This window comes from Pseudomonas sp. TCU-HL1 (assembly GCF_001708505.1).
Lineage (GTDB): Bacteria > Pseudomonadota > Gammaproteobacteria > Pseudomonadales > Pseudomonadaceae > Metapseudomonas.
Genome location: NZ_CP015992.1, coordinates 3,780,087 through 3,804,972, shown reverse-complemented (window position 1 = coordinate 3,804,972; position 24,886 = coordinate 3,780,087). Strand labels below are relative to the sequence as shown.

Here is a 24,886-nt window from a genome sequence, read left to right as displayed (position 1 = left end):
TCAAGCCTCCAGATCCATGCGTGGCCCGCGCTGGATGCCGTGCTCGTCGATAATCCTCAGCACGGTGTCCCGGCTGCACCCGGCTTCAACGGTCATCGCTGGGATGGACATGCCCTTGGCAGCCATGGTGCGGACCGAGTTGGATAGCTTCTCGCGGCGCTGCTGACGCTTGTGGTTCAGGGCTTCCCGCGCCAGTCCGACCGTTTTCCCCGCGTCAGGCATCGGCGCCTTTGGGATGTCGATGCCGTGGGCTTTCGCGATGCGGTGAATGCGTCGGGTGTCGGTGCGCAACTCGACCTGCATGGCTGAGACGCCCATGCCGATCCCGGCCAACCCATGGATCTTCTCCGCCAGGGCGGTGTCGCGTGCTTTCTGGCGCTCGCTGACCGCAGGAACCTGGTCGACCCGGTTGAGGATGTTCTTGCTGGCGGGGACGTACTCGACGAGGGGGATGACCTCAAGGAGGCGCGAGACGAGCGGCAGGATGCTGGCGAGAAGCTGGCCGCCTGCCGTGAGACCCGAGGCAACCTGCTGGTACAGGTCGGCGAGCAGAACCAGGCCTTGGCCGGAATGCGCCAGGCCGCGCTCGATCGCCAGGCCATTGCCAAGAAAGAGCAGGAGTCCGCCCGGCAGCAGGCCGAAGAGGACTATCAGGCGGCGAACCGCCTGCAGCAGGAGCGGTTCGGCGGCGACGCCTGTGCTGCGGCTGAAGCCGTGATCGACAAGGAGTTGGGGCTATGAAGTGGTTGGTGCTGGGATTGTGTGTTGCGCTGGCGGGGTACGCCGGACAATCGGTCGTCGAGCCGGAGTCGCGCATTGTGCGCGTGGAGGTAGCTGTGCCGGTGCCGTGCAAGGTCGATCCGGTGGCGGTGCCGCCCTGGGCGTCTACCGGCCTGAAGGCGACCGACAGCCTGGAGGTAAAGGTGAGGGCATTGCTGGCAGAACTCAGGCAGCGGAACGGTTACGAGCGGCAGTTGGTGGCTGCGCAGCAAGCGTGCCGGTAACTCACCTTCGAGATCCGCAAATCATGCTGCAGGTGAAAAGCCAAAAGCCGGCGATTGCCGGCTTCTCGGAACTAATTGACGGGCGAGTGCGGAGACACTGGGTTTCAACAACTACTGCTACTTGCACGCATAATGGTCGACGCCGCCTACTATTCCTTTAATTTTCACTGGCGAATACGGGTGCCTGCATGCGCTATAAGCAGCCCTCTCTCCACTGAGAGTGCCAGTCATTGTCTTGCCTGCCTCTATCGTCCATAAGCCGTATTGGTCCTTTGCACAGTCATATGCCGCACCAGCATTCGTTAGTGGCGCCTTGTCAAAGGGCGTGGGATTGTTGATGCAGAAAGTGACTTCAATATCGAAATTACAGATATTGAAGAAGCGGTTATCGTGACATTCCACACATTCTGGCAAGGCGTGGTCCTTGAGTGACGCAATTAGCTCATCTTGCTTTCCATCATAATAGAATGGCACGGCTGCTTGCCCAGTCTGAGAGTTCGTCGGAACCGGCTCGTGGGTGATTTCAGTGTTAGCCACATTGGCTTGATTGGTAGCGACTGCCACTTCATCGCCAGCGGAGTAGATGTCGGCCGATTTTTCCTCCGCTGTGGCGACATTTTCCATGTCTTCGTCATCCAAGGTGTTGCCCAAGGTGAAGACATCCATGACAAACGCGAAAGGCAGGGCAATGCTAGTGAGCCCGACGCCAAGAGCATCCCCGTCCTTGGCGGAGTCGACAATCATCTGGCCGGTCTGCCCGGTGTAGGTGGAGCAGCCGGAAAGCACCAGCATGGCCATGATAGTCGCTAGTTTCCGCTTGTTTGATTCCTGTAGGAACGGGGCACTGGTATGTTGGCTAATGGCAGCCCCCTGCCGGGGCTCCGCTTTCAGGACAGGGATTGGCGCCAGTTCGGCGGTTACGCATTCCGCTACCTTATCCGCAGCCTGGGAGACCCTGTCGAGAAACCTTCGGAACCTATACCGGCAAATCATTGGCAGGCCGGGATAGGCTGCGATCTTCTCTAGCCGCACAGATTGATGTCAATACGCCTTCATGTTTGGGCCAAGCCGTACTACTCGGCCAGTACCACCTCTATCGGCTCCAGCAACTCCGGGTAATCGTTCCGGTTGTTGCCGATGTCCGTGGAAACCGGGTGGGTGGCGAAGTCCTCGCGGCTGAGCGCAATGGCGCCGTGGACCTGCTCGTTGCTGGCGCTGGGCGACAACCAGAGGTCGAACTGCTCCGAGTGCAGGATGACCGGCATCCGATGGTGGATATCGGCCACGGGGCCGGTGGCGTCCTTGGTGAGCAGGGCACAGGACAATACGTCCTGGCCTTCCGGCCCGGTCCAGATAGACCAGAGCCCGGCGATGGCCAGCATCCCGTTGTCGACGGCATGGTGGTAGTAGGGCTGGTTGACCTTCCGGCCAGTGCGGCTGCGCACCTGCTGCCGCTCGTTCCATTCGTACCAGCCCTGGGCGGGCATCAGGCAGCGGTGGGTGCGCAGGCTCTGGCAACACATCGGCTTGCTCGCGGCCTCTTCGCTGCGGGCATTGAAGGTCAGGCCCGGCGGCTTCGACTGCTTCCACTAGGTGGGAATCAGGCCCCGGCGCGCGGCGACCAGCTCCAGTTCACCTTGCTGGTCCAGGCGCAGCATGGGGACCTGGGCGGTGGGGGCGACGTTGAAGCTCTGGATCCAGCGCCCGGAGTTGTGGGCGCCGATGTGCCAGTAGTCCTCGATGGCCCGATCAGATGGGGTGACGTAGCGTCCGCACATGGCTATTCCTCAGCGGATGCCAAGGGTAGCTCATCGATGTGGCGCGCGCAGATGAGGCACTGGACGTAGAATCCAGAGTTTTCCGGATCGGGGAGTAGCGCTGTGCTGGTGATTCGATTGAATGCTGGATGGACACTTAAGCTCGATCGTCAGATCGGCAGCGCAGGTAAGGCGGGGCTGTGGGATTTCCATCGTTCCGAGAGCTCCTACACCGTGGAGCGGTGCAAGACCTACAGGACTGCAGCAACAAAGCCGGCCGAGCCGAAAGAGGGCCAGACGGTGGAGGTGTTCATCTGCGACCAGCGGGAGCCCGAGGAGAAATGGCGGGCGGTCGGGGAGGGCGTGGCCAGGTATCAGGCGGAGCAGTAAAGGCCGCCAAGGCTCGTACCACTCTCTGTACCAATCGATGGGGAAAACAGGGGATTTTGGGGAATGTCGCGGGTGGGAAACGCGGTGTTTCGCACCCTGTAGGCCCCTTGTCACCCCTGTCGGCATCATAAGGAAATGTCGCGGAAGGGTGGTGTGGTCGAAATTCTGAATGGCCAGTTCCAGGCGACTACTGTATGAAAATACAACGCTAAGTTATTGATTCTTTTGTGGTAGAGTACGCGCTTTCGTGGTGCCTAAGAATTACCCTTTTCTCTTTGGTATCAAGACGTTAGGCACATTCAGCCGTCACCTTGACATGGTGGGGGTCGTTGGTTCGAGTCCAATTGTGCCTACCAAATTCGATAAAAAGGGTCACTCAGGTGACCCTTTTTTATTGGGCGCTTGTCGGGGCTGCGGCTTTCTGCAAGCATCCCGCTCTTCATTTACTTCCAGTGACTGTGGTTCGGCTCTGGTTGGCCTCAAGGCTCCTGCCACTGTATGGCGGGCATACCACCGGATCGCGTACTGGCTCATCCCAACCCATGTGGCCTTTGGTAGAGGTCACCACTAGGAGAGGAGGCGCCATGCCCACCATCACTCTTCCTGACGGCAGTCAGCGTACTTTCGATAAGCCTGTATCCGTGCTCGAAGTGGCCCAGTCCATCGGTGCGGGGCTGGCCAAGGCAACCCTGGCCGGCAAGGTCGACGGCAAACTGGTCGATGCTTGCGATCTGATCGAAGACGATGCCGCGCTGCAGATTGTGACCCCCAAGGACGAGGAAGGGCTGGAGATTATTCGCCACTCCTGTGCGCACCTGGTCGGCCATGCGGTCAAGCAGCTCTATCCGACCGCCAGGATGGTGATCGGTCCGGTCATTGAAGAAGGCTTCTATTACGACATCGCTTTCGAGCGCTCCTTTACCCTCGAGGATATGGCGGCCATCGAAAAGCGCATGGCTGAGTTGATCGAGAAGGACTACGACGTCATCAAGAAGATGACTCCGCGTGCCGAGGTCATCGAGCTGTTCAAGTCGCGTGGCGAGGAATACAAGCTGCGTCTGGTCGACGATATGCCGGACGAGAAGGCTATGGGCCTGTACTTCCATGAGGAGTACGTGGACATGTGCCGCGGCCCGCACGTGCCGAACACTCGCTTCCTCAAGGCGTTCAAACTGACCAAGATTTCCGGTGCCTACTGGCGCGGCGACTCGAAGAACGAGCAACTGCAGCGTATCTATGGCACTGCCTGGGCCGACAAGAAGCAGCTGGCTGCGTATATCCAGCGCATCGAAGAGGCGGAGAAGCGCGATCACCGTCGCATCGGCAAGCAGCTGGACCTGTTCCACCTGCAGGAAGAAGCGCCGGGCATGGTGTTTTGGCATCCGAGTGGCTGGACTGTCTACCAGGTGCTGGAGCAGTACATGCGCAAGGTCCAGCGTGATCACGGGTACGTGGAGGTGCGTACTCCGCAGGTCGTCGATCGCATCCTCTGGGAGCGCTCGGGTCACTGGTCCAACTACGCCGAAAACATGTTCACCACTTCGTCGGAAAGTCGCGACTACGCGGTGAAGCCGATGAACTGCCCATGCCACGTGCAGATATTCAATCAGGGCCTGAAGTCCTACCGTGATTTGCCGCTGCGCCTGGCCGAGTTCGGTGCTTGCCACCGTAACGAGCCCTCCGGCGCCCTGCACGGCATCATGCGCGTGCGTGGCTTCACCCAGGACGACGCCCACATCTTCTGCACCGAAGATCAGGTGAAGAAGGAAGCAGCTGATTTCATCAAGCTGACCCTGCAGGTCTATTCCGACTTCGGTTTCAGCGATATCTCGATGAAACTGTCCACTCGTCCGGCCAAGCGTGTAGGTTCCGACGAGCTGTGGGATCGCGCCGAGGGTGCGCTGGCTGATGCGCTCAATGAGTCAGGTCTGGCCTGGGAATACCAACCGGGCGAGGGTGCCTTCTACGGTCCGAAGATCGAGTTCACCCTGAAAGATTGCCTCGGTCGTAACTGGCAGTGCGGCACCCTGCAGTACGATCCGAACCTTCCGGAGCGTCTGGATGCCAGCTATATCGCCGAAGATAACAACCGTAAGCGCCCGGTGATGTTGCATCGTGCGATCCTCGGTTCCTTCGAGCGCTTCATCGGCATGCTCATCGAGCACTACGCGGGTGCGTTCCCGGCCTGGCTGGCGCCGACCCAGACGGTGATCATGAACATCACCGACAAGCAGGCCGATTTCGCGGTCGAGGTCGAGCGGGTTCTCAACGAAAGCGGCTTCCGTGCCAAGTCCGACTTGAGAAACGAAAAAATCGGCTTTAAAATCCGCGAGCATACTTTGCTCAAGGTTCCCTATCTCTTGGTTATTGGAGACCGGGAAGTTGAGACTCGATCCGTTGCTGTGCGCACCCGTGAGGGTGTCGACCTGGGTTCCATGCCCCTCGATAGCTTCTCCGAGCTGCTCGCACAAACGGTTTCCCGGCGTGGTCGCCCAGAATTGGAGTAATCATTATTAAGCGTGAAATGAGACAGGATAAGCGGACTCAACCGAAGGCCCCGATCAACGAGAATATCTCGGCTCGTGAGGTCCGGTTGATTGGTGCTGACGGCCAGCAGATTGGCGTCGTCTCGATCGATGAAGCGCTTCGTGCTGCTGAAGAAGCAAAGCTGGATCTGGTGGAAATTTCCGCCGATGCGTTGCCGCCTGTCTGCCGCATCATGGATTACGGCAAGCACCTCTTCGAGAAGAAGAAGCAGGCCGCTGTCGCGAAGAAGAACCAGCACCAGCAGCAGATTAAAGAAATCAAGTTTCGTCCAGGGACGGAAGAAGGGGATTACCAGGTAAAACTACGCAACCTGGTACGTTTCCTTAATGAAGGGGACAAGGCCAAGGTATCCCTGCGATTCCGTGGTCGTGAGATGGCCCACCAGGAGCTGGGTATGGAGCTATTGAAGCGGGTCGAAGCCGACCTCGCTGAAATCGGCACCGTAGAGCAGCATCCTAAGCTGGAAGGACGCCAGCTGATGATGGTCATCGCCCCCAAAAAGCGAAAATAACCCCCAGGGCACTGGCAGGCCTTGCGGTTATGTGTATTGACTGAATGCGGAGTATCCGAACATGCCAAAGATGAAAACCAAGAGCGGTGCTGCGAAGCGCTTCAAGAAGACAGCTTCTGGCTTCAAGCACAAGCACGCTTTCAAGAGCCACATCCTGACCAAGATGACTACCAAGCGTAAGCGTCAGCTGCGCGGCTGCACCCAGGTGCACCCGTCTGACGTCCGTAAAGTAGAGCGCATGCTGCGCGTTCGTTAATCCGGTCAAGATTTTAGAGGAGTTTACTCATGGCTCGTGTTAAGCGTGGCGTCATCGCTCGCAAGCGTCACAAAAAGATTCTGAAACTCGCCAAAGGCTACTACGGTGCACGTTCGCGCGTGTTCCGCGTTGCCAAGCAGGCGGTAATCAAGGCTGGCCAATACGCCTACCGTGACCGCCGTCAGCGCAAGCGTCAGTTCCGCGCTCTGTGGATCGCTCGTATCAACGCTGGTGCTCGTCAGAACGGTCTGTCCTACAGCCGCCTGATTGCTGGCCTGAAAAAAGCTGCCATCGAGATCGACCGTAAGGTTCTGGCCGACCTGGCAGTGAACGAAAAAGCGGCGTTTGCTGCGATTGTCGAGAAAGCTAAGGCCATCCTGGCTTAAGTCCCCGACAATCACCGGGTTCGCCCGGTGCTGAACGTCATCGATAGGGGAAGGGCCTTGTGCCCTTCCCCTATTTCGTATCTGGAGTCTGTACATGGAAAATCTGGATGCGCTGGTCTCGCAAGCGCTTGAGGCCGTGCAACAAACCGAAGACGTGAACGCCCTGGAGCAGATTCGCGTTCACTACCTTGGCAAGAAGGGCGAGCTGACCCAGGTGATGAAGACCCTGGGCGACCTGCCGGCTGAAGAGCGCCCCAGGGTCGGTGCCCTGATCAACGCCGCCAAGGAGCGCGTTCAGGAAGCATTGAACACCCGTAAAGAGTCGCTTGAGCAGGCTGCACTGACCGCCAAGCTCGCGGCTGAACGAATCGACGTGACCCTGCCGGGTCGCGGCCAGGTCTCTGGTGGCCTGCATCCCGTAACGCGTACCCTTGAGCGCGTCGAGCAGTTCTTCACTCGGATTGGCTACGGCATTGCCGAAGGCCCCGAAGTCGAAGACGACTACCACAACTTCGAAGCGCTCAACATTCCCGGCCACCACCCGGCCCGGGCAATGCACGACACCTTCTATTTCAACGCGAACATGCTACTGCGTACCCACACCTCCCCGGTACAGGTACGCACCATGGAATCGCAGCAGCCGCCGATCCGCATCGTCTGCCCCGGCCGCGTCTATCGCTGCGACTCGGATATCACCCACTCGCCGATGTTCCATCAGGTCGAAGGCCTGCTGGTAGACGAAGGCATCAGCTTCGCCGACCTCAAGGGCACCATCGAAGAGTTCCTGCGTGTGTTCTTCGAGAAGGACCTCGGCGTTCGCTTCCGACCCTCCTTCTTCCCCTTCACCGAGCCGTCCGCTGAAGTCGACATGCAGTGCGTGATGTGTTCCGGCAAAGGCTGCCGCGTTTGCAAGCAGACTGGCTGGCTGGAAGTGATGGGCTGCGGCATGGTGCACCCGAACGTACTGCGCATGTCCGGCATCGACCCGGAGAAATACCAGGGCTTCGCCTTCGGCATGGGCGTAGAGCGTTTGGCCATGCTGCGTTATGGCGTCAACGACTTGCGCCTGTTCTTCGACAACGACCTGCGCTTCCTTGCGCAATTCCGCTAGGTCGCAGCGTCCGAAACGAATCCAGAGCCTGTGTCAACGCCTTGCGAGCTAGCGCTATGCAAGGCAAAAGCAGGCGGAAAAGCGCAGTTTACGCGTTGTAAATGAGCATTTTGAGCCTGCTTTTAACGCAGTAGAGCCGACGCGCAGCAGGCGTTGAGCAGGCTCTAGGAGAAGAGGATGAAATTCAGTGAACACTGGCTGCGGAGCTGGGTAAGCCCGCAGGTATCCCGCGACGAGCTGGTAGCTCGTCTGTCCATGGCAGGCCTCGAAGTTGATAGCGTCACCCCGGTGGCGGGCGCCTTCAGTGGCGTGATCGTAGGCGAGGTGCTGAGCACCGAACAACACCCGGACGCTGACAAGCTGCGTGTTTGCCAGGTAAGCAACGGCACCGAAGCCTTCCAGGTCGTGTGTGGTGCGCCGAACGTGCGCCCCGGCCTGAAGATTCCCTTCGCCATGATCGGCGCCGAACTGCAGGGCGACTTCAAGATCAAGAAGGCCAAGCTGCGTGGAGTTGAATCCAATGGCATGCTCTGCTCGGCCTCCGAGCTGCAGATCAGCGACGAAAACGACGGCCTGATGGAGCTGGCTGCCGATGCGCCTGTTGGCCAGGACATTCGCGCCTATCTGGGCCTGGATGACGTGATCATCGAGCTGGGCCTGACCCCCAACCGTGGCGATTGCCTGAGCCTGTCCGGCCTCGCTCGCGAAGTGGGTGCGCTTTATGCCGCTCCGGTCACCCGCCCGCAGGTTGCTGCCGTTGCGCCGGCCCATGACGAAGTGCGTCCGGTCGAAGTGTCCGCTCCGGCGGCCTGCCCGCGCTACCTCGGTCGCGTGATCCGCAACGTCGATCTGTCTCGTCCGACCCCGTTGTGGATGGTCGAGCGCCTGCGTCGCTCCGAAGTGCGCAGCATCGATGCCGCCGTCGACATCACCAACTACGTGATGCTCGAACTTGGCCAGCCGATGCACGCTTTCGACCTCGCCGAAATCAATGGCGGCATCCGCGTGCGTATGGCGGAGGAGGGCGAGAAGCTCGTCCTGCTGGACGGCCAGGAAGTCAGCCTGCGCGCCGACACTCTGGTCGTCGCCGACTATGACCGTGCCCTGGCCATCGCTGGCGTCATGGGTGGCGAGCACAGTGGCGTGAGCGGTAAGACCCGCGACCTGTTCCTCGAAGCAGCCTTCTTCGACACCATTGCTGTTGCCGGCAAGGCCCGTTCCTATGGCCTGCACACCGATTCGTCCCACCGCTTCGAGCGTGGCGTCGACTTCCAGCTGGCCCGCGAAGCCATGGAGCGCGCCACCGGCCTGCTACTGGAAATCGTCGGCGGCGAAGCTGGCCCGATCATCGAGGCCGTCAGCCAGGACCACCTGCCGAACGTTGCGCCGGTTACCCTGCGTGCCGAGCGCATCACCCAGATGCTGGGCATGGAAATGGACGCCGCCGAAGTCGAGCGTCTGCTCACTGCGTTGGACCTGAAGGTCGCCGCCGAAGGTGCTGGCCAATGGCAAGTGGCAGTGCCGAGCCATCGCTTCGATATTAGCCTGGAAGTGGACCTGATCGAAGAGCTGGGCCGCCTCTATGGCTACAACCGTCTGCCGGTTCGTTACCCGCAAGCGCGCCTGGCGCCGCGTGCGCGTTCCGAGGCTGCCGTCGAACTGCCGGCCCTGCGTCGCCTGCTGGTAGCTCGTGGTTACCACGAGGCCATCACCTACAGCTTCATCGATCCGAAACTGTTCGAACTGTTCAATCCCGGCGTGAAGCCGCTGATGCTGGCCAACCCCATCTCCGCTGACATGGCTGCCATGCGCTCTTCGCTGTGGCCGGGCCTGGTCAGTGCCCTGCAGCACAACCTCAACCGTCAGCAGTCCCGCGTGCGCCTGTTCGAAAGCGGCTTGCGTTTCGTTGGCCAGCTCGAGGGTCTGAAGCAGGAGCCCATGCTGGCAGGTGTGCTCTGCGGTTCCCGCCTGCCGGTAAGCTGGGCCAATGGCCGTGATGCCGTCGACTTCTATGACGCCAAAGCCGATGTGGAAGCCATCCTCGGCGCCGCTGGTCACCTGGATGCCTTCAGCTTCGTGCCGGGTGAGCATCCCGCCTTGCATCCGGGTCAGACCGCTTGCATCGAAAGAGAAGGACGCCTGGTCGGCTTCCTCGGTGCGCTGCACCCGGAACTCGCCAAGGCCCTGGATCTGGATCAGCCGGTCTACATGTTCGAGCTGGTACTGGCCGAAGTGATGCAGGGCAAGCTGCCAAAGTTCAGCGAGCTGTCGCGCTTCCCTGAAGTACGCCGTGACCTCGCCCTGCTGGTGGATCGTGACATTGCTGCCGAGTCGGTACTCGCCACCATCCGTGAAGCCGCCGGCGAATGGCTGACTGACCTCAGGCTATTTGACGTGTATCACGGTAAAGGCATTGATCCGCTTAGAAAAAGCTTGGCGGTCGGCTTGACCTGGCAGCATCCATCGCGCACTCTTACTGACGATGAGGTGAACAACACAACGCAAAACATCGTCACCTCGCTGGAAGACAGGTTCAATGCCACGTTAAGGAAGTAGCGTATGGGGGCTCTGACGAAAGCTGAGATGGCTGAACGTCTTTATGAAGAGCTTGGCCTGAATAAACGGGAAGCCAAGGAACTGGTGGAGCTGTTCTTCGAGGAAATCCGTCAGGCGCTGGAGCACAACGAACAGGTGAAGTTGTCCGGGTTCGGCAATTTCGACTTGCGCGACAAGCGTCAGCGGCCTGGCCGAAACCCGAAGACCGGAGAGGAAATCCCGATCACGGCTCGCCGTGTGGTCACTTTCCGTCCAGGGCAGAAACTCAAAGCCAGGGTCGAAGCTTATGCTGGAACCAAGTCATAACGACGAGCTGCCGCCCATTCCAGGCAAGCGGTATTTCACTATTGGCGAAGTTAGTGAACTCTGCGCAGTCAAGCCCCACGTGCTGCGTTATTGGGAGCAGGAATTTCCCCAGCTCAACCCGGTAAAGCGGCGCGGTAACAGGCGCTACTACCAGCGCCAGGATGTGCTGATGATTCGGCAGATCCGGGCGCTGCTATACGATCAGGGCTTCACCATCGGCGGGGCGCGTCAGCGCCTTTCCGGGGACGAAGCCAAGGAAGACACCACGCAGTACAAGCAGCTCATCCGCCAGATGATCGCCGAGCTCGAAGATGTCCTCCATGTGTTGCGGAAGTGAATTTTCTTGAAAAAAACCTTCCACAATTCAAAAGCTTAAGATATAGTTCGCTCCGCTTCCGGTGATCCGGAGCGAGCTACAAAACGTCGGGGCGTAGCGCAGCCTGGTAGCGCACTTGCATGGGGTGCAAGGGGTCGAGTGTTCGAATCACTCCGTCCCGACCATATTCTTCAACGACTTAGGCCAGTTCGGAAACGACTGGCCTTTTTCGTGTCAGGGACTTTTGCGGGACTCTTCATCCTGCCTTCCTCCTCAGTATTGTCAGCACCGGCCCACGGGAGTCCGTCGCCGATATCTTGTTGGCTTCATCGATCAGTTTTCCCAGCTCTGCTGCCGAGTAGTGACTGGTGATGCTGCCGTTCTTGTGCCCTAGCAGAGCCTTCCGGTCCTCTTCCGTTACCCCGGCTGCCCGAAGCCGGCGGCCGAAGGTATGCTTCAGGTCATGGACACGGATCGAAGCGAATCCGGGTGGAGCAGGGCGGAGAAACTTCTCCTGAAATTTCTTTGCTGCCCGCACCCTGGCTTTCTTCCAGGCCGAGTCGTTCATCCGGTGGACCGGCATCGCCTTGCCATTCTGGTCGGGCATCCCGTAAGGGAACACCCAAACCGGATCCAGGCCACGCTGCCCCTCGATGATGGATTTCGCCACGCTGTTCAGCACCACCAAACGCTCGTCGCCGTTCTTGACCCCCGAACTCTCATGCCGGCCACCAAAATCGGCAGGTATGAGGAAGACGCTGGTCTTGAGCTCTGGAACCTGTATTTCCCAGTCCCAGCGCAATTTCACGACTTCCTGTTCGCGCGAGCCGCTGTTCACCTTGTAAAGCGCCATGCGGCGCAAGTGATCAGGCAATTCGGCGAATAGAATCGATTGCTCTTCCCAGGACAGCGGATAGGGAGAACGCCTGGTTTTTTTTTCCTCCAGCTTGGTGATCATCGGCACTACATCGAGCCAGGGACGCTTATGCTCGTCGCGCCATTTCCTGGCGCAAAGATTGAGGATGCGTATGACACGCTCCAGGGCGATGTTCACCGTCCGGTAAGAAACCCCGCGCTTCACCTTGCCGTCGGTAGTTTTGCTGGGCTTCAAGCGATCCTTGATGTACGGGGCCAGCGTTTCATCATCGATGTGAGTGACGGGGGTGTCCCCGATATACGGGTCCAACTGCTCCAGATAGATGGCAGTAAGCCCAATCGAGGGTTGGTCCTTGTACTCAACCAGATAACGGGTGGCTGCTTCCCTCCAGGTTCTTATCCTGCGTACGCCGTAGATCTTCTGCTCGCGCAGCTTTTCCAGCTTGTGTATCAGGTATTGCTCCGCCTCCTTCCTGTCGCTTGATCCAGTGCTTTCCTGAATTCGCTGACCCCTGAAGACCTTGTCGATGTGCCAGATCCCGTTCCTTTGGTAGAGGCCGCTAATGGTTTTTTGCGCCATGGTTTTTCTCCTTGGCGCTCGCTGCGGGGGTGATCATGTCCCGTGGCACCTTCCTTTTCAATGCTGGCCTGGTCGATGTAGGCGTCGGCCCAGGCGTCCAGTTCCTCTCGATCGAAGCCGATGCCCTGCACCCCGATACGGAATTCCCGGACGTAGGGGCGAACAGTTCTGTTGAACTCGGTGCGGCACATGCCGAGGTAGGCTGGCGCCGCACTGGCCCGAAGTATCCGGGGCATGCAAGCGATCAAGCGGGCAGGGCGTTGCTCGGTTGTTGCGGGCATGGCTGTCCTTCTCCTCGTTGCCCCGTTTCACGTGCAGATGCTGGCTGCTACCCATTGGGCAAACAACACGGTGGAGAGGGCCGGGGAGGGTTTGGTACAACAGAGGCACTTGGATAATTGGTGCCCTGGCGGTTTCGGGCCGACTTGCCATCTGTTGGCTTGGCGGACCTGGTCATATTGGGGCTTAAGGATCGATGTATGTCTTCTGCAGAGGTGTTCGAACAACCAAATTCAAGCCCTGGCGGGCCGGTCACTCGTGAGGAGTTGTACGCAGAGGTTTGGCAACGTCCAATGACCAAGATCGCTGAGCATCACGGCGTTTCCTCCAGCTTTATGGCGCGTGTGTGCACGCAAATGAATGTGCCTCGGCCACCGCGTGGGCACTGGGTGTCGGCGCTGATTGAAAACTGACCCACCCTGCCGATTGAAAAATGACCCAGGGCGGCTTGCTGATTTTCACCTCAGCAATTGTGGATAAGCCTAGCAGTCGTCAGGTGGGTAAACGAAGCTGACCCCACCCAATGCATCCTGTGGTGAGGTCGCTTCGACCGGCTCAAAAGGGATCGTCCTCCGGCTCCACGACATCGGTGCGCTTGCGCTCCCGTGCCTGGATCTTGGTCTGGGCAACCAGACTGCTGTGTTGCAAGCGGTAGGATTCGTTGCCGGTTTCGACGATGTGACAGTGATGCGTCAGCCGATCCAGCAGCGCCGTGGTCATCTTCGCGTCACCAAACACACTCGACCATTCGGCGAAGCTGAGGTTGGTGGTGATGATCACGCTGGTGTGCTCGTACAGCTTGGAGAGCAGGTGAAACAGCAGCGCGCCACCGCTTTGGCTGAAGGGCAAATACCCCAGCTCATCGAGGATCACCAGATCCGTTCGCAGCAGCCCCCGGGTGATGCGTCCCGCCTTGCCCTCGTGTTTTTCTCGCTCCAGCAGGTTGACCAGGTCGACCGTGGAGTAGAAGCGCACCCGCTTGTTGTGCTGTGTGATGCCAGATACGGCCAGTGCCGTCGCCAGGTGCGTTTTCCCCGTCCCCGGGCCACCGATGAACACCACATTCTGCGCGGTGTCCGTAAACGTCAAACTGGACAGTTCCTTGACCAGCCTGGCGTCGGCACTGGAGGCACTGAAGTCGAAGCCAGCCAAGTCGCGGTGCAGGGGGAGCTTGGCCATGTTCATCTGGTGGCTCACTGAGCGCACGGCGCGGTCGGCATGCTCCTGTTCGAGCAGATGTTCGAGCAACCATTTGGATGACGCCGTGGTGGATTCGCCTTGCGCGGCCAGCTCTGCCCAAGCGTTGGCCATACCATGCAAACGCAGCCCTTTGAGTTCGTCGGTCAGATCACGCATTGCGCACCTCCTCATCGGTGCTGCGCAGTCGGTCATAGCGCGCCGTATTGGCGACAGGGGCGACCTTGAGTGGCAGGCTGGTCTCGACCGAGGGCGGGGCTTCAGTCGACGTCAAACGGGCCACGACGTTAAGGATGTGATCGGCACTCAGGCTGCCGGATTGCAGTACCAGTTCCACGGCGACCAGCACGGCATCCAGGCCGGCAATGGGAACAGCCGCCAGCACCTGGGTCATGATCCGATCGCCCTGGGCGTGTCGCCTCAGCCCCTGCCTGAGCAGGCGCAATGGCTTAGGCAAATCAGCAAACGGGGCGCCGTTGCGCAAGGCACCGGGTTTGCGCTCGATCAGCGGGATGTAGTGCTGCCAGTCATAGCTGACCTGGTCTCGATCAAACAGGCGCTCATGACTGGCAATCATGCCGTCATCGGCCATCACGACGATCCGAGCGGGATAGAGCCGGCTACTGACCCACTGGCCAACGCGTTCACACGGGACTGAATAGCGGTTGCGTGCCACGCTGATCAGGCAGGTGCTGGAGACGCGAACCGTGCGTTCGACGTAGCCATCGAAGGCGGTGGGCATCGGCATCATTTCCACCCGCTCCAACTCCAGGACTTCCGCCACCGTCAGCCCGTTGTACTGCGGGTGCACCAACTCGCCCCACAATGCTCGACAGCGCTGAGCGAGCCAGGCATTCAGCTCTTCGAAGCTGTGAAAGGTGCAGGCTCGGGCGTCCAACCAGATGCGGCGCCGGCTATCCTGCACGTTCTTTTCGACGATGCCTTTTTCCCAGCCGGAAGCGACGTTGCAGAAGTCGGGATCGAACAGGTAGTGCGAACACATCACTGTGAAGCGGGCATTGACCGTCCGACCTTTGCCCTTGCTGACCTTGTCGACCGCCGTCTTCATGTTGTCGTAGATGCCGCGCCGGGGTACCCCGCCCAGTGCGGCGAATGAGCGGGTGTGGGCATCGAACAGCATTTCATGTCCCTGGCTGGGGTAGGCCACCAACCAGAAGGCACGACTGGCACACAGCTTCATGTGAGAGACCTGGATGCGTCGGAAGATGCCGCCAATCAGCATCCCTTCCTCGCTCCAATCAAACTGAAAGGCCTCACCCAGCGCGAACGCCAACGGCACAAAGGCGCGTACCGCCTTGCCTTGTTCACCACGCCAGTGACGGATGAAGGCGGTGAGCTGGCTATAGCCGCCGTCATACCCTTCAGCCCGGATCATCAACAGCAACGCCTTGGCGCTCCGGCGATTCTGCTTCGCCCTGAAGGCATCAGCCCGGAGTGCCTGCTCCAACGTCTCGTGAAAGGGGCTGAGCTTGTTGAACACGGCCCGCCGCTGGTAGACCGGCTGCGTTGACTCAGGTGCTCTGACCCATTTTCGGATGGTGTTACGCGACAGCCCGGTACGCTTGGCTATCTCATGCAAGGACAGCTTGCGGATTCCACGGCCATTCGGCCACCCATTCCATGAGCATCCGGCCACCGATTCCACGGTGATCCGGCCACCCATTCCACGCGCATCCGGCCACTGATTCCACGGCCATCCGGCCACCCTCCTGGGCAGGCAGCCACGCAGGATTTCTTCACTACCATCGGCCTCTTTTTCGAAGCAGAGAGGTCGTCGTGGAGCGTTTATCCATGCGTAAGATTCGCGAAGTACTGCGCCTCAAATTCGAGGTCGGACTATCGGCTCGCCAGATTGCGGTCAGCGTGCAGATCGGTCGCGCCACCGTCGGCGATTACCTCAACCGCTTTGCTGCCAGCGGCTTCAACTGGCCCTGTTCGTTGTCCGATGCCGAGTTGGAACGCCAGCTGTTTCCACCGCCTCCGGTGGTGCCCAGCGAGCAGCGGCCACTGCCCGACTGGGCCTGGGTGCATGCCGAACTGCGCCGACCTGGTGTGACCCTGGCGCTGCTCTGGCAGGAGTACCGCCTGAGCCAGCCGCAGGGCTTTCAGTACAGCTGGTTCTGCGAACACTACCGGGCCTGGCAGGGCAAGCTGGATGTGGTGATGCGCCAGGAGCATCGCGTCGGCGAGAAACTGTTCGTCGACTACGCCGGGCAGACGGTACCGGTGATCGACCGCCACAGCGGCGAGATCCGTCAGGCGCAGGTGTTCGTCGCGGTGCTCGGCGCTTCCAGCTACACCTTCGCCGAAGCCACCTGGTCACAGCGGCTGCCGGACTGGCTGGGCTCCCATGCCCGCTGTTTCGCCTTCCTCGGCGGGGTGCCCGAGATCGTGGTGCCGGACAACCTACGCAGCGCGGTGAGCAAGCCCCATCGCTACGAGCCGGACATCAACCCCAGCTACCGCGACTTGGCCGAGCACTATGGCGTGGCGGTGCTGCCCGCGCGGGCGCGCAAGCCGCGCGACAAGGCCAAGGCCGAAGTCGGCGTGCAGGTGGTCGAGCGCTGGATCCTCGCCGCGCTGAGGAACCGCCAGTTCTTCTCCCTGGATGAACTCAACACGGCCATCGCAACGCTGCTGGAGCGGCTCAACCGGCGACCGTTTCGCAAGCTGCCAGGCTCCCGGCAATCGGCCTTTGAGGCCCTGGATCGACCCGCGCTGCGCTCGCTACCGGAGCAACCCTACATCTATGCCGAGTGGAAGAAGGCCCGGGTGCACATCGACTACCACGTCGAGGTCGAGGGGCATTACTACTCGGTGCCTTACCAGTTGGTGAAGCAGCAACTGGAGGTGCGCCTAACGGCGCGTACCGTCGAGTGCTTCCACGCCAACCAGCGGGTGGCCAGCCACCTGCGCTCGCTGCACAAAGGCCGGCACAGCACGCAGACCGAGCACATGCCCCAAAGCCATCGCGAGCATGCCGAGTGGACGCCGCAGCGGCTGGTGCGCTGGGCCGAGCAGACTGGCCCGCACACCGCCGGGGTGATCCAGTACATCCTCGAACGACGCATCCATCCGACTCATGGCTACCGGGCCTGCCTGGGCATCCTGCGCCTCGGTAAAACCCATGGCGAGGCGCGCTTGGAGTTGGCCTGCCGCCGCGCCCTCAGCCTCGGTGCGTGCAGCTACAAGAGCCTCGAGTCGATCCTGCGCCAGGGCCTAGAAAACCTGCCATTGGCCCAGCAGCACCTGCCCCTGCTGCCGGACGATCACGCCAACCTGCGTGGCCCCGGCTACTACCACTGAACCCAAGGAATCCCACCATGCTGCCCCATCCGACCTTGGACAAGCTCCAGACCCTGCGCCTGCACGGCATGCTCAAGGCCCTCGCCGAGCAATTGAAAACGCCTGATATCGACAGCCTGAGCTTCGAGGAACGGCTCGGCCTGCTGGTCGACCGCGAGTTGACCGAGCGCGACGACAAGCGCCTGAGCAGCCGCCTGCGTCAGGCCAGGCTGCGCCACAACGCCTGCCTCGAAGACCTCGACTACCGCAGTCCACGCGGGCTCGACAAGGCGCTGATCCTGCAACTGAGCAGCGGCCAGTGGCTACGCGACGGCCTTAACCTGATCATCGGCGGCCCCACCGGTGTCGGCAAAACCTGGCTGGCCTGCGCCCTGGCCCACCAGGCCTGCCGGGACGGCTACCGCGTGCGATACCTGCGCCTGCCGCGCTTGCTGGAAGAACTGGGCCTGGCCCACGGTGACGGGCGCTTCGCCAAGCTGATGAGCAGCTACGCCAAGACCGACCTGCTGATCCTCGATGACTGGGGCCTGGCTCCCTTTACCGCCGAACAGCGTCGCGACATGCTGGAGTTGCTGGACGACCGCTACGGCCAGCGCTCGACCATCGTGACCAGCCAAATGCCGGTGGACAACTGGCACGAACTGATCGGCGATCCGACCCTGGCCGACGCCATCCTCGACCGCCTGGTGCACAACGCGTATCGGATCAATCTCAAGGGCGAATCGATGCGTAAGCGGGCGAAGAAATTGACGGCGCTGGGCGCCTCAGACTAACAATGCCAGCCCTGCGTCGCTGCGCTCCGACTGCCCGGCCGGATGTGCGTGGAACAGGTGGCCGGATGTGCGTGGAGTGCCCGGCCGGATAAGCCTGGACTGGGTGGCCGGATAGCGTGGAATCCGCAGACAGCTTGTCGCGAAAGTACATCCGCCGAATTTTGCCCATCATTTCCATGCTGATCACCCTGTGTTCTCCTGCTCAAAAATTGAGCAGGTGCAGTGGAACACCTGGGTCAGTTTTCAGTCAGCACAACGGGCTTTACTGGGTCAGTTTTCGGTCAGCGGCAACAGTAGTAGGTCTCAGAGGTCTCCGATGGCATCGGGAGACGGCAATGAACGTGAAAAAAGTCCTCCTCAGGACTGCAAGGCCGCCACCGCTCCGCGGATGCCCATGATGCTCATCAACCGTTTGAGGTTGTAAGCGAGCACATGCAGGCTCATCTCCGTGCTCACTCGGGGTAGCGTTTTGGTCAGGAAGTGCGTCGCGCCCATCCAGTGCTTGAGCGTGCCAAACGGGTGCTCGACGGTCTGGCGGCGGATGCCCGTCATCTCTGGTTGATGATCGAGGCGATGCTGCATGGCATTGATGACGTCCTCGTGCTCCCAGCGTCGAACTCGCCTGAATGGCTCACTGGTGCATTGCGATCGGATTGCACATTGCTTGCAGTTCGAGCTCCAGTACGCATGTGTCGTCAGGCCGGCCTCGAGATTCGTGTAGCGATAGATCAGGCTCTGCCCCGCGGGACAGCGGTACTCATTCTTCTCCGGCACATACACAAAATCCTGCTTGCCGAAGCGCCCATCTGCCTTGCTATTGGATGTCAGCGGCTTAGGGACATAGGCGGTGATGCCAGATTGGTCGCAAGCAAGTATTTCTTCGCCCTTGAAATAACCACGGTCGGCGACGACGGTAAGGCCTTCAACCCCGATGGCGCTACGCGCCTGCTCGGCCATTGTCGCCAGTGCGGAGCGATCATGGCCGACATTGGTGACCTCATGGGCGACGATGAGGTGATGCTGAGTATCGACGGCCGTCTGCACGTTGTAGCCGACCACGCCGGTGCCTCTGCCACGGGTGGCCATGGATCGCGCATCTGGATCGGTCAGCGAGACCTGCCCGTCCGGTGCTTCACGCAACTGCTGCTCCATTTCCTTGAGTGCCTGCATCTGCTGCTTGAGCTTTTCGAGCTTGTCCTGCAGGCGGCTGGCCTTGGCTTCGGCGACATCGGATTGCGTCCGGTCGGCGGTATCCATTGCCGCCAAGTAGCGCTCGATGCTTCTCTCGATCTGCTCCATGCGGGCGCGGATCTTGCCCGGAGTGAAGTTGCGATCACGGTTGTTGACGGCTTTGAACTTGCTGCCGTCGATGGCCACCAGCGACTGCGAGAACAGGTCGAGTTGACGACAGAGCACGACGAACTGCCGGCAGACGTTGCGGATGGCTTTACCATTGTCACGGCGGAAGTCGGCGATGGTTTTGAAGTCTGGCGCGAGTCGTCCGGTCAGCCACATCAGTTCGAGGTTGCGCTGACATTCACGCTCCAGGCGTCGGCTGGACTGGATGCGGTTGAGGTAACCGTAGAGGTAGATCTTCAGCAGCACCGCGGGATGGTAGGACGGCCGACCGGTTGCCGCCGGCGCCACCCCATCGAATTCCAGGGTCACCAGGTCGAGTTGCTCGACGAAGGCTTCGACCACCCGGATCGGGTTGTCTTCGGCGACGAAATCCTCCAGGCATTCGGGCAGCAAACTGACATGCGTCCGGCTTGCCTCCTCGATGAATCGCTTCATACGTCGCCCCCGCTGACGTTGCTTCAGCAACTCTAGGCGAGGACGACGTTTTCACACAGCCTGGGCCGATAGCTGCCTTTTCGAGGGGCCAGAAGCGGCATTGGGGGATGGCTTCTCTTCCCCAAAGTGATGGAGTGGGCCCTCTCATAGTTGGGTGTGGCTCGCACCTTCTGTCTGGTCCTCAAGGTACCAAAGTCAGGAGCAGCCATTGCTACTGGTTCCGGGTTCAATTGCTGCCGGTGCCAGCATCCTTGAGGTCAGTGCCTGATAATGCACGCTTATTTCCTCCCGGGAGAGGCGGCCTTCGTCCCGATACCAGGCGCAGGCGTGGGTCAGAAGATTGAAGAGAATGTTGGCGGACAATTTGGGCTCCGGGCATTCGAAAACTCCCTCTGCGACGCCTTGCCGGATGAGCGTCTGGATTTCCTCCAGATAACGGCGACGTGCGCGTTTCACGTTCTGTAGGCCGGCTCCATCCAGGCAGCGGATCTCCAGGTTTCCCAGCAGGCCCAACTGGCGGTTGCTCAAGTGCCGGCCGACATGGAAACCGACAAACGCCGACCACGCGTTCCTAGCGGGGACGGCGGTCGGCTTCGTTTCCAGCCAGGCATCGAGGAGGTCTTCGTAATAGTCCAGTACTAGGCTGGCCAGCAGTTCTTGTTTGCCCTTGAAGTATAGATACAGGGTGCTTGCGTTCACTCCGGCGTGGGCGGCGAGCCCACGCAGGGTCATCGCCTCGTAGCCTTGGCAGGCGATCAGTTCAATGGCGGCCTGGCGGATGACGTGCTCGGTGTCAGCGGACATGGGATCTTTCCAGCGCTCAGGCTTGGCTAATGGATTCGAAACCGTGGAAGGAAGCGAAGGTCGACACCGGTTCGCGGGCCGTGGCAAATGCATTCGCGGCCGCTTCGGTATCCGCGTGGCCGAGAGCGATGCCACAGACCAGGATATGCTCTGGCGGCAGCGGGACATGCTGGCGGACCACTTCGTGATACCAGGAAAATGCCGCTTGCGCACAGGTGTGCAGCCCCTTGCCGCGGGCGGCGAGCATGAAGGTCTGGATGAACATGCCGAGATTCAGGTAGCTGCCGGTGTTCAGGCGTCGGTCCAGGCTGATCAGCAGGCCAACGGGTGCGTCAAAGAAGCTGTAGTTGCAGAGTTCCTGCTGGCGGCGCGCGTCGAGGTCATGGCGGTCGATGCCCAGCGCCTGGTAAAGGCCGAAGCCCACCTCTCGGCGCCGTGCCAGATAAGGTTCGCGCCACTGGTCCGGGTAGTAGCGGTATTCCGCTTCACCCGGATCGCCGGCCTGCGCCTGCTGGAGAATCGCCTCGCACAGCGCCTGCTTCTTCGCTCCGGTGACAACATGCACCTGCCAGGGCTGGATGTTGTTCCCGCTGGGCGCGCGCTGCCAGTTCCAGCAGTTGCCGGATGGTGTGTTGCGGCACCGGCCAGGGCTGGAAGCGGCGGACGGATTTGCGTGAACGGATGGCGGCGTCGACATGCATGCTGGCTCTCCCGGGTGCTTACCAGAACTTGAAGGTGTATCCGACGATGAAGCGGTTCTCGTCGATGTCCGTGGTGTGGCTGCCACGGTAGGTGACGTTGCGCCAGCGCAGGCTGAGGCCCTTGAGCGGCCCGCCTTGCACCACGTACGCGATGTCCGTGTTGCGCTCCCATTCCCGCGCGTCCTGTCCGCCGATCTCGAAGTTGTCGCCGGAGACGTAGCGGGTCATCAGCGACAGACCGGGGATGCCCATGGCCGCGAAGTCGTAGTCGTAGCGCAGCTGCCAGGAGTCCTCGCGAGCGCGCAGGAAGTGGTGGTAGGTGACGGTGTTCAGCGTCCAGGGGTCGGTGCCGCCGGCGATGAAGGGCTGGCCGGTGTCGCCCCTCTGGTCCTGGTAGGCGAAGCCCAGAGCATGGCCTCGGTACATGAGGGTGAACATGGCCCCGAGGTTGCGGTTGTCCACCGTGGTGCGGCCTTCGTCCGTGCTGCGGAAATAGCGGATGTCAGACTTCAGGCTTAGCCCCTCGGCCATTGGCAATGCATGCAGCAGGTTGGCGTAGTGCTGCCGGTAGTTGTCCTTCAGCTCGGCCTGATAGTAGGTGGTCGTCAGGCTGGAGGAGGGCGCCCAGGTGGCGCCGGCGTAGTTGAAACGGTCGCTGGCCACGCCGCCGACAGCACCGTCGGCGAACATGTTCATGTCCTCGTAGTCGCTGGAGTTGCGCAGGCGCGTGGCGCGGAACTGGCCAGCGGTGAGGGTGAGCTTGTCAAGGTCGCTGGAGACGATCTGCGCGCCCTGGAAGGTCTGCGGCAGCAGTCGGGTGTCATTGCGGAAGGCAATGGGCAGGGTGGGGGCATGGGTGCCCACCGTGAGCACGGATTTGCCCAGCCGCGCCTTGGCGGTCGGGCCGAAGAACGAAAACTCGTCGGACACCTCGCCGTCGCGTTGTACCTGCAGGGCACCGGTGCCGCTGGTACCGCGCCCGGAGTCCAGTTTCACCCCCAGCAGCCCCAGGCCGTCGACGCCCAGCCCGAAGGTGCCCTCGGTGAAGCCGGAGCTGTAGCGCAGCATGAATCCCTGGGCCCACTCCTCGGCCTTGGCCTTGGGCTCGCCGCGAAAGCGCGGGGTGTCTGGCTTGTCGGCGTCGCGGTAGTCGCGGTTCATGTAGAAATTGCGGGTTTCCAGACTCAACTGGCTGTCTTCGATGAAACCGGCCTGGGCCGCGAGAGGCGCGAGTCCGAGCAGGGCTAGTACGTTGAGTTGAATTCGACGATCAATGTGCATGGTGTTTACCTTTACTTGTTTTTGTTGGTAGCCATGAGTCGTCCTGCTACGAGCGTTATCTCGCAGGATTCACGGTGTCTTTGGTTTGTGCGGTCAGTTGGTGAGTGTGTAAAACCTAAGATTGCTCAAAATAAATATCAATATGTTGTCATAAATATTTGAGGTCATCTGTCGGCTGGCCGCCATTTTTCCAGCGGGTAGGCCGGAAGGGGGCGCCCCAGGGCCCACGCCGCGGAGGCGTGGGCCCTGGTCGGTTGTTAGCGCAGGTTGCGTTCGACGAATAGCCGCACGTATCCGACGATTCCGGCGCGGAACAGCAGCACGCAGAGCACGAAGATCACGCCGAGGATCACGCCCATCCAGCTGCCCAGTGCGCTGCCGCCGAGCAGGTGATGCAGCCAGACCACGAGGCTCGATCCCACCACTGGGCCGAGCAGGGTGCCAACGCCGCCGAGCAGCGTCATCAGGATGACTTCGCCGGACATGTGCCAGTGTGCATCGGTCAGGCTGGCGAACTGGAACACCACGGTCTTGGTGGCGCCAGCCAGGCCGGCGAGGCCGCTGGACAGGACGAACGCCAGTAGCTTGTAGGCATCGACGTTGTAGCCCAGGGAGATGGCGCGCGGCTCGTTCTCGCGAATGGCGCGCAGCACCTGGCCGAAGGGGGAGTGCACGGTTCGCTGGATCAGCAGGTAGCCGCCGACGACGATCGCCAAGACGAAGTAGTACAGGGCCAGGTCGTTCTTCAAGTCCACCAGTCCGAACAACTTGCCACGGGGTATGCCGTGCAGGCCGTTTTCGCCGCCAGTGAACGGCGCCTGGAGGTAGATGAAGTACACCATCTGCGCGAGGGCCAGGGTAATCATGGCGAAGTAGATGCCCTGTCTGCGGATCGCCAGCACGCCGAACAGCAGGCCAAGCAAGGTGGCTGCGACAGTACCGCCGAGAATCCCCAGTTCCGGCGTCAGCCCGCTATGCGCGGTCAGCAGCCAGCCCGTCGTATAGCCGCCGGTGGCCAGGAATGCCGCATGCCCGAAGGACAACAGGCCGACATGCCCAAGCAGCAGGTTGAAGGCGCAGGCGAACAGCGCGAAACACAGCAGTTTCATCAGGAAGATCGGGTAGGCGACCAGGGGTGCCAGCATCGCGATGCCCAGGAATGCCAGGCCGAAGTAGAGTCTTTTTTGCCGCTGCGAGTGGAGCAGGGCGTTCTGCAAGAGGGCGGTCTCGTTCATGTTCATGCCTCCTTGGCGAACAGGCCGGTGGGTTTGAACAGCAGCACCAGAACCATGACCAGGAAGATCACCGTGGTTGCGGCCTGCGGATAGAACACCTTGGTCAGGCCTTCGATCAGGCCCATGGCCAGGCCGGTGATCACCGCGCCGGCGATGGAGCCCATGCCGCCGATCACCACTACGGCGAACACCACGATCAGCAGGTTCGCACCCATGCCGGGAGAGACGCTGTACAGCGGCGCCGCCAGGACACCGGTGAAGGCCGCGAGGGCGACGCCGAAGCCATAGGTCATGGTGACCATGAACGGAATGTTGATGCCAAATGCTTGCATCAGGCGGGGATTCTCCGTGCCGGCGCGCAGGTAGGCGCCGAGGCGGGTCCGCTCGATGATCAACCATGCGGCGAAGCACAGCGCCAGGGCCGCGACGACGACCCAGGCGCGGTAGGCCGGCAGATGCATGAAGCCGAGATCGAGGGTGCCGCGAAATACCTCCGGTGTCGGGTAGCTGATGCCTGAGCTGCCGAAGAGGTTGGTGAACAGGCCCTGGATGATCAGAGCCAGGCCGAAAGTCAGCAGCAGGCTATAGAGGTGGCTTTCCCCCGCAAGCGGCCGTAGCAAGAAGCGCTCGAGGGCGACGCCGAACAGGCCGACCAGTACGGGGACCAGCAGCAGGGCGGTCCAGTAGTCGATGCCGAGGTGCTGGAGCAGCAACAACGCAGTGAATGCCCCAAGCATGTATTGCGCGCCATGGGCGAAATTGATCACCTTCAGCAGGCCGAAAATGATCGCCAGGCCCAGGCTGAGCAGGGCGTAGAAGGCGCCATTGATCAGGCCGAGCATGAGTTGGCCGAACAGGGCGACGGCCGGAACATCGAAGATTGTCATGGGCTGTTCTCC

24 protein-coding genes, 2 tRNA genes and 1 pseudogene are annotated in these 24,886 nt (G+C 60.8%); 15 read left to right on the top strand and 12 right to left on the bottom strand.

Annotated elements, in window-relative coordinates; genetic code table 11:
* Window positions 1–303: a hypothetical protein gene (locus tag THL1_RS17630; RefSeq protein ID WP_145928330.1), complete on the bottom strand. Its 303-nt coding sequence runs from the start codon at window positions 301–303 to the stop codon at window positions 1–3.
* A gap of 33 nt (window positions 304–336) precedes the next feature.
* On the opposite strand from THL1_RS17630, the gene THL1_RS17625 reads away from it, so the two are divergent.
* Window positions 337–741: a hypothetical protein gene (locus tag THL1_RS17625; RefSeq protein WP_069084438.1), complete on the top strand. Its 405-nt coding sequence runs from the start codon at window positions 337–339 to the stop codon at window positions 739–741.
* Complete coding sequence (locus THL1_RS17620) at window positions 738–1,004, top strand: hypothetical protein (protein WP_069084437.1); 267 nt, start codon at window positions 738–740, stop codon at window positions 1,002–1,004. Before THL1_RS17625 ends, THL1_RS17620 begins: the two co-directional genes overlap by 4 nt.
* Before the next feature lie 117 nt (window positions 1,005–1,121).
* Here the strand turns inward: THL1_RS17620 and THL1_RS17615 are convergent, their stop codons facing one another.
* Complete coding sequence (locus tag THL1_RS17615) at window positions 1,122–1,802, bottom strand: hypothetical protein (protein ID WP_145928329.1); 681 nt, start codon at window positions 1,800–1,802, stop codon at window positions 1,122–1,124.
* A gap of 275 nt (window positions 1,803–2,077) precedes the next feature.
* Window positions 2,078–2,782, bottom strand: a pseudogene (locus tag THL1_RS30755) (SOS response-associated peptidase).
* Between the two features lie 102 nt (window positions 2,783–2,884).
* Between THL1_RS30755 and THL1_RS17605 the strand changes: the two are divergent.
* The 11 genes from THL1_RS17605 to THL1_RS17555 all read left to right on the top strand — a co-directional run bounded on the left by THL1_RS17605 (window position 2,885) and on the right by THL1_RS17555 (window position 11,325).
* Window positions 2,885–3,151 (top strand): hypothetical protein, encoded by a 267-nt coding sequence (locus tag THL1_RS17605; RefSeq protein WP_069084435.1) that lies wholly within the window; start codon window positions 2,885–2,887, stop codon window positions 3,149–3,151.
* Between the two features lie 291 nt (window positions 3,152–3,442).
* A tRNA-OTHER gene (locus THL1_RS17600) sits at window positions 3,443–3,507 on the top strand.
* 228 nt (window positions 3,508–3,735) lie between these two features.
* Window positions 3,736–5,658, top strand: a complete 1,923-nt coding sequence (gene thrS, locus THL1_RS17595; RefSeq protein WP_069084434.1) for a threonine--tRNA ligase — start codon at window positions 3,736–3,738, stop codon at window positions 5,656–5,658.
* On the top strand, window positions 5,658–6,209 hold the full coding sequence (gene infC / locus THL1_RS17590; protein WP_177343860.1) for a translation initiation factor IF-3: 552 nt from the start codon (window positions 5,658–5,660) through the stop codon (window positions 6,207–6,209). Before thrS ends, infC begins: the two co-directional genes overlap by 1 nt.
* A 61-nt stretch (window positions 6,210–6,270) precedes the next feature.
* Complete coding sequence (gene rpmI / locus THL1_RS17585) at window positions 6,271–6,465, top strand: 50S ribosomal protein L35 (protein ID WP_069084432.1); 195 nt, start codon at window positions 6,271–6,273, stop codon at window positions 6,463–6,465.
* Window positions 6,466–6,494: 29 nt separating this feature from the next.
* On the top strand, window positions 6,495–6,851 hold the full coding sequence (rplT, locus tag THL1_RS17580) for a 50S ribosomal protein L20 (RefSeq protein WP_069084431.1): 357 nt from the start codon (window positions 6,495–6,497) through the stop codon (window positions 6,849–6,851).
* A gap of 94 nt (window positions 6,852–6,945) precedes the next feature.
* Window positions 6,946–7,962: a phenylalanine--tRNA ligase subunit alpha gene (gene pheS / locus THL1_RS17575; RefSeq protein ID WP_069084430.1), complete on the top strand. Its 1,017-nt coding sequence runs from the start codon at window positions 6,946–6,948 to the stop codon at window positions 7,960–7,962.
* Window positions 7,963–8,139: 177 nt separating this feature from the next.
* Window positions 8,140–10,518 (top strand): phenylalanine--tRNA ligase subunit beta, encoded by a 2,379-nt coding sequence (gene pheT, locus THL1_RS17570; RefSeq protein WP_069084429.1) that lies wholly within the window; start codon window positions 8,140–8,142, stop codon window positions 10,516–10,518.
* Between the two features lie 3 nt (window positions 10,519–10,521).
* The gene (ihfA, locus tag THL1_RS17565; protein ID WP_003282572.1) at window positions 10,522–10,824 is read left to right on the top strand and encodes an integration host factor subunit alpha; all 303 of its coding nucleotides are present in this window, start codon (window positions 10,522–10,524) and stop codon (window positions 10,822–10,824) included.
* Window positions 10,805–11,161, top strand: a complete 357-nt coding sequence (locus THL1_RS17560) for a MerR family transcriptional regulator (RefSeq protein WP_016493505.1) — start codon at window positions 10,805–10,807, stop codon at window positions 11,159–11,161. Before ihfA ends, THL1_RS17560 begins: the two co-directional genes overlap by 20 nt.
* An 87-nt stretch (window positions 11,162–11,248) precedes the next feature.
* A tRNA-Pro gene (locus THL1_RS17555) sits at window positions 11,249–11,325 on the top strand.
* 71 nt (window positions 11,326–11,396) lie between these two features.
* On the opposite strand, the gene THL1_RS17550 is transcribed toward THL1_RS17555, so the two are convergent.
* The 3 genes from THL1_RS17550 to istA (THL1_RS17540) form a co-directional block, all read right to left on the bottom strand.
* Complete coding sequence (locus THL1_RS17550; RefSeq protein ID WP_069084428.1) at window positions 11,397–12,596, bottom strand: tyrosine-type recombinase/integrase; 1,200 nt, start codon at window positions 12,594–12,596, stop codon at window positions 11,397–11,399.
* A gap of 834 nt (window positions 12,597–13,430) precedes the next feature.
* Window positions 13,431–14,231, bottom strand: coding sequence for an IS21-like element helper ATPase IstB (gene istB / locus THL1_RS17545; RefSeq protein WP_069084427.1), 801 nt, complete (start codon window positions 14,229–14,231; stop codon window positions 13,431–13,433).
* Window positions 14,224–15,729 carry an IS21 family transposase gene (gene istA / locus THL1_RS17540; protein ID WP_069086551.1) on the bottom strand — a complete coding sequence of 502 codons (1,506 nt, stop codon included), beginning with the start codon at window positions 15,727–15,729 and terminating at the stop codon, window positions 14,224–14,226. Before istA (THL1_RS17540) ends, istB (THL1_RS17545) begins: the two co-directional genes overlap by 8 nt.
* Before the next feature lie 155 nt (window positions 15,730–15,884).
* Here istA (THL1_RS17540) and istA (THL1_RS17535) point away from each other — a divergent pair, with 155 nt between their 5' ends.
* Window positions 15,885–17,399 (top strand): IS21 family transposase, encoded by a 1,515-nt coding sequence (gene istA, locus THL1_RS17535; RefSeq protein WP_069084426.1) that lies wholly within the window; start codon window positions 15,885–15,887, stop codon window positions 17,397–17,399.
* A 17-nt stretch (window positions 17,400–17,416) separates the two neighbouring features.
* Complete coding sequence (istB, locus tag THL1_RS17530) at window positions 17,417–18,172, top strand: IS21-like element helper ATPase IstB (protein WP_069084425.1); 756 nt, start codon at window positions 17,417–17,419, stop codon at window positions 18,170–18,172.
* 357 nt (window positions 18,173–18,529) lie between these two features.
* Here the strand turns inward: istB (THL1_RS17530) and THL1_RS17525 are convergent, their stop codons facing one another.
* The 6 genes from THL1_RS17525 to THL1_RS17500 form a co-directional block, all read right to left on the bottom strand.
* Window positions 18,530–19,966 carry an IS1182 family transposase gene (locus tag THL1_RS17525; protein WP_069084424.1) on the bottom strand — a complete coding sequence of 479 codons (1,437 nt, stop codon included), beginning with the start codon at window positions 19,964–19,966 and terminating at the stop codon, window positions 18,530–18,532.
* 195 nt (window positions 19,967–20,161) lie between these two features.
* Window positions 20,162–20,770 carry a TetR/AcrR family transcriptional regulator gene (locus THL1_RS17520; protein WP_069084423.1) on the bottom strand — a complete coding sequence of 203 codons (609 nt, stop codon included), beginning with the start codon at window positions 20,768–20,770 and terminating at the stop codon, window positions 20,162–20,164.
* Window positions 20,771–20,786: 16 nt separating this feature from the next.
* Window positions 20,787–21,467, bottom strand: a complete 681-nt coding sequence (locus THL1_RS17515) for a nitroreductase (RefSeq protein ID WP_237234727.1) — start codon at window positions 21,465–21,467, stop codon at window positions 20,787–20,789.
* A gap of 22 nt (window positions 21,468–21,489) precedes the next feature.
* A complete protein-coding gene (locus THL1_RS17510) occupies window positions 21,490–22,752 on the bottom strand; it encodes an OprD family porin (RefSeq protein ID WP_069084422.1) in 1,263 nt (420 codons plus the stop codon).
* Window positions 22,753–23,009: 257 nt separating this feature from the next.
* Entirely contained in the window at window positions 23,010–23,987 is a 978-nt protein-coding gene (locus tag THL1_RS17505) for a branched-chain amino acid ABC transporter permease (protein ID WP_069084421.1), read from the bottom strand.
* Between the two features lie 2 nt (window positions 23,988–23,989).
* Window positions 23,990–24,874 carry a branched-chain amino acid ABC transporter permease gene (locus tag THL1_RS17500; protein WP_069084420.1) on the bottom strand — a complete coding sequence of 295 codons (885 nt, stop codon included), beginning with the start codon at window positions 24,872–24,874 and terminating at the stop codon, window positions 23,990–23,992.
* Window positions 24,875–24,886: the final 12 nt, after the last annotated feature.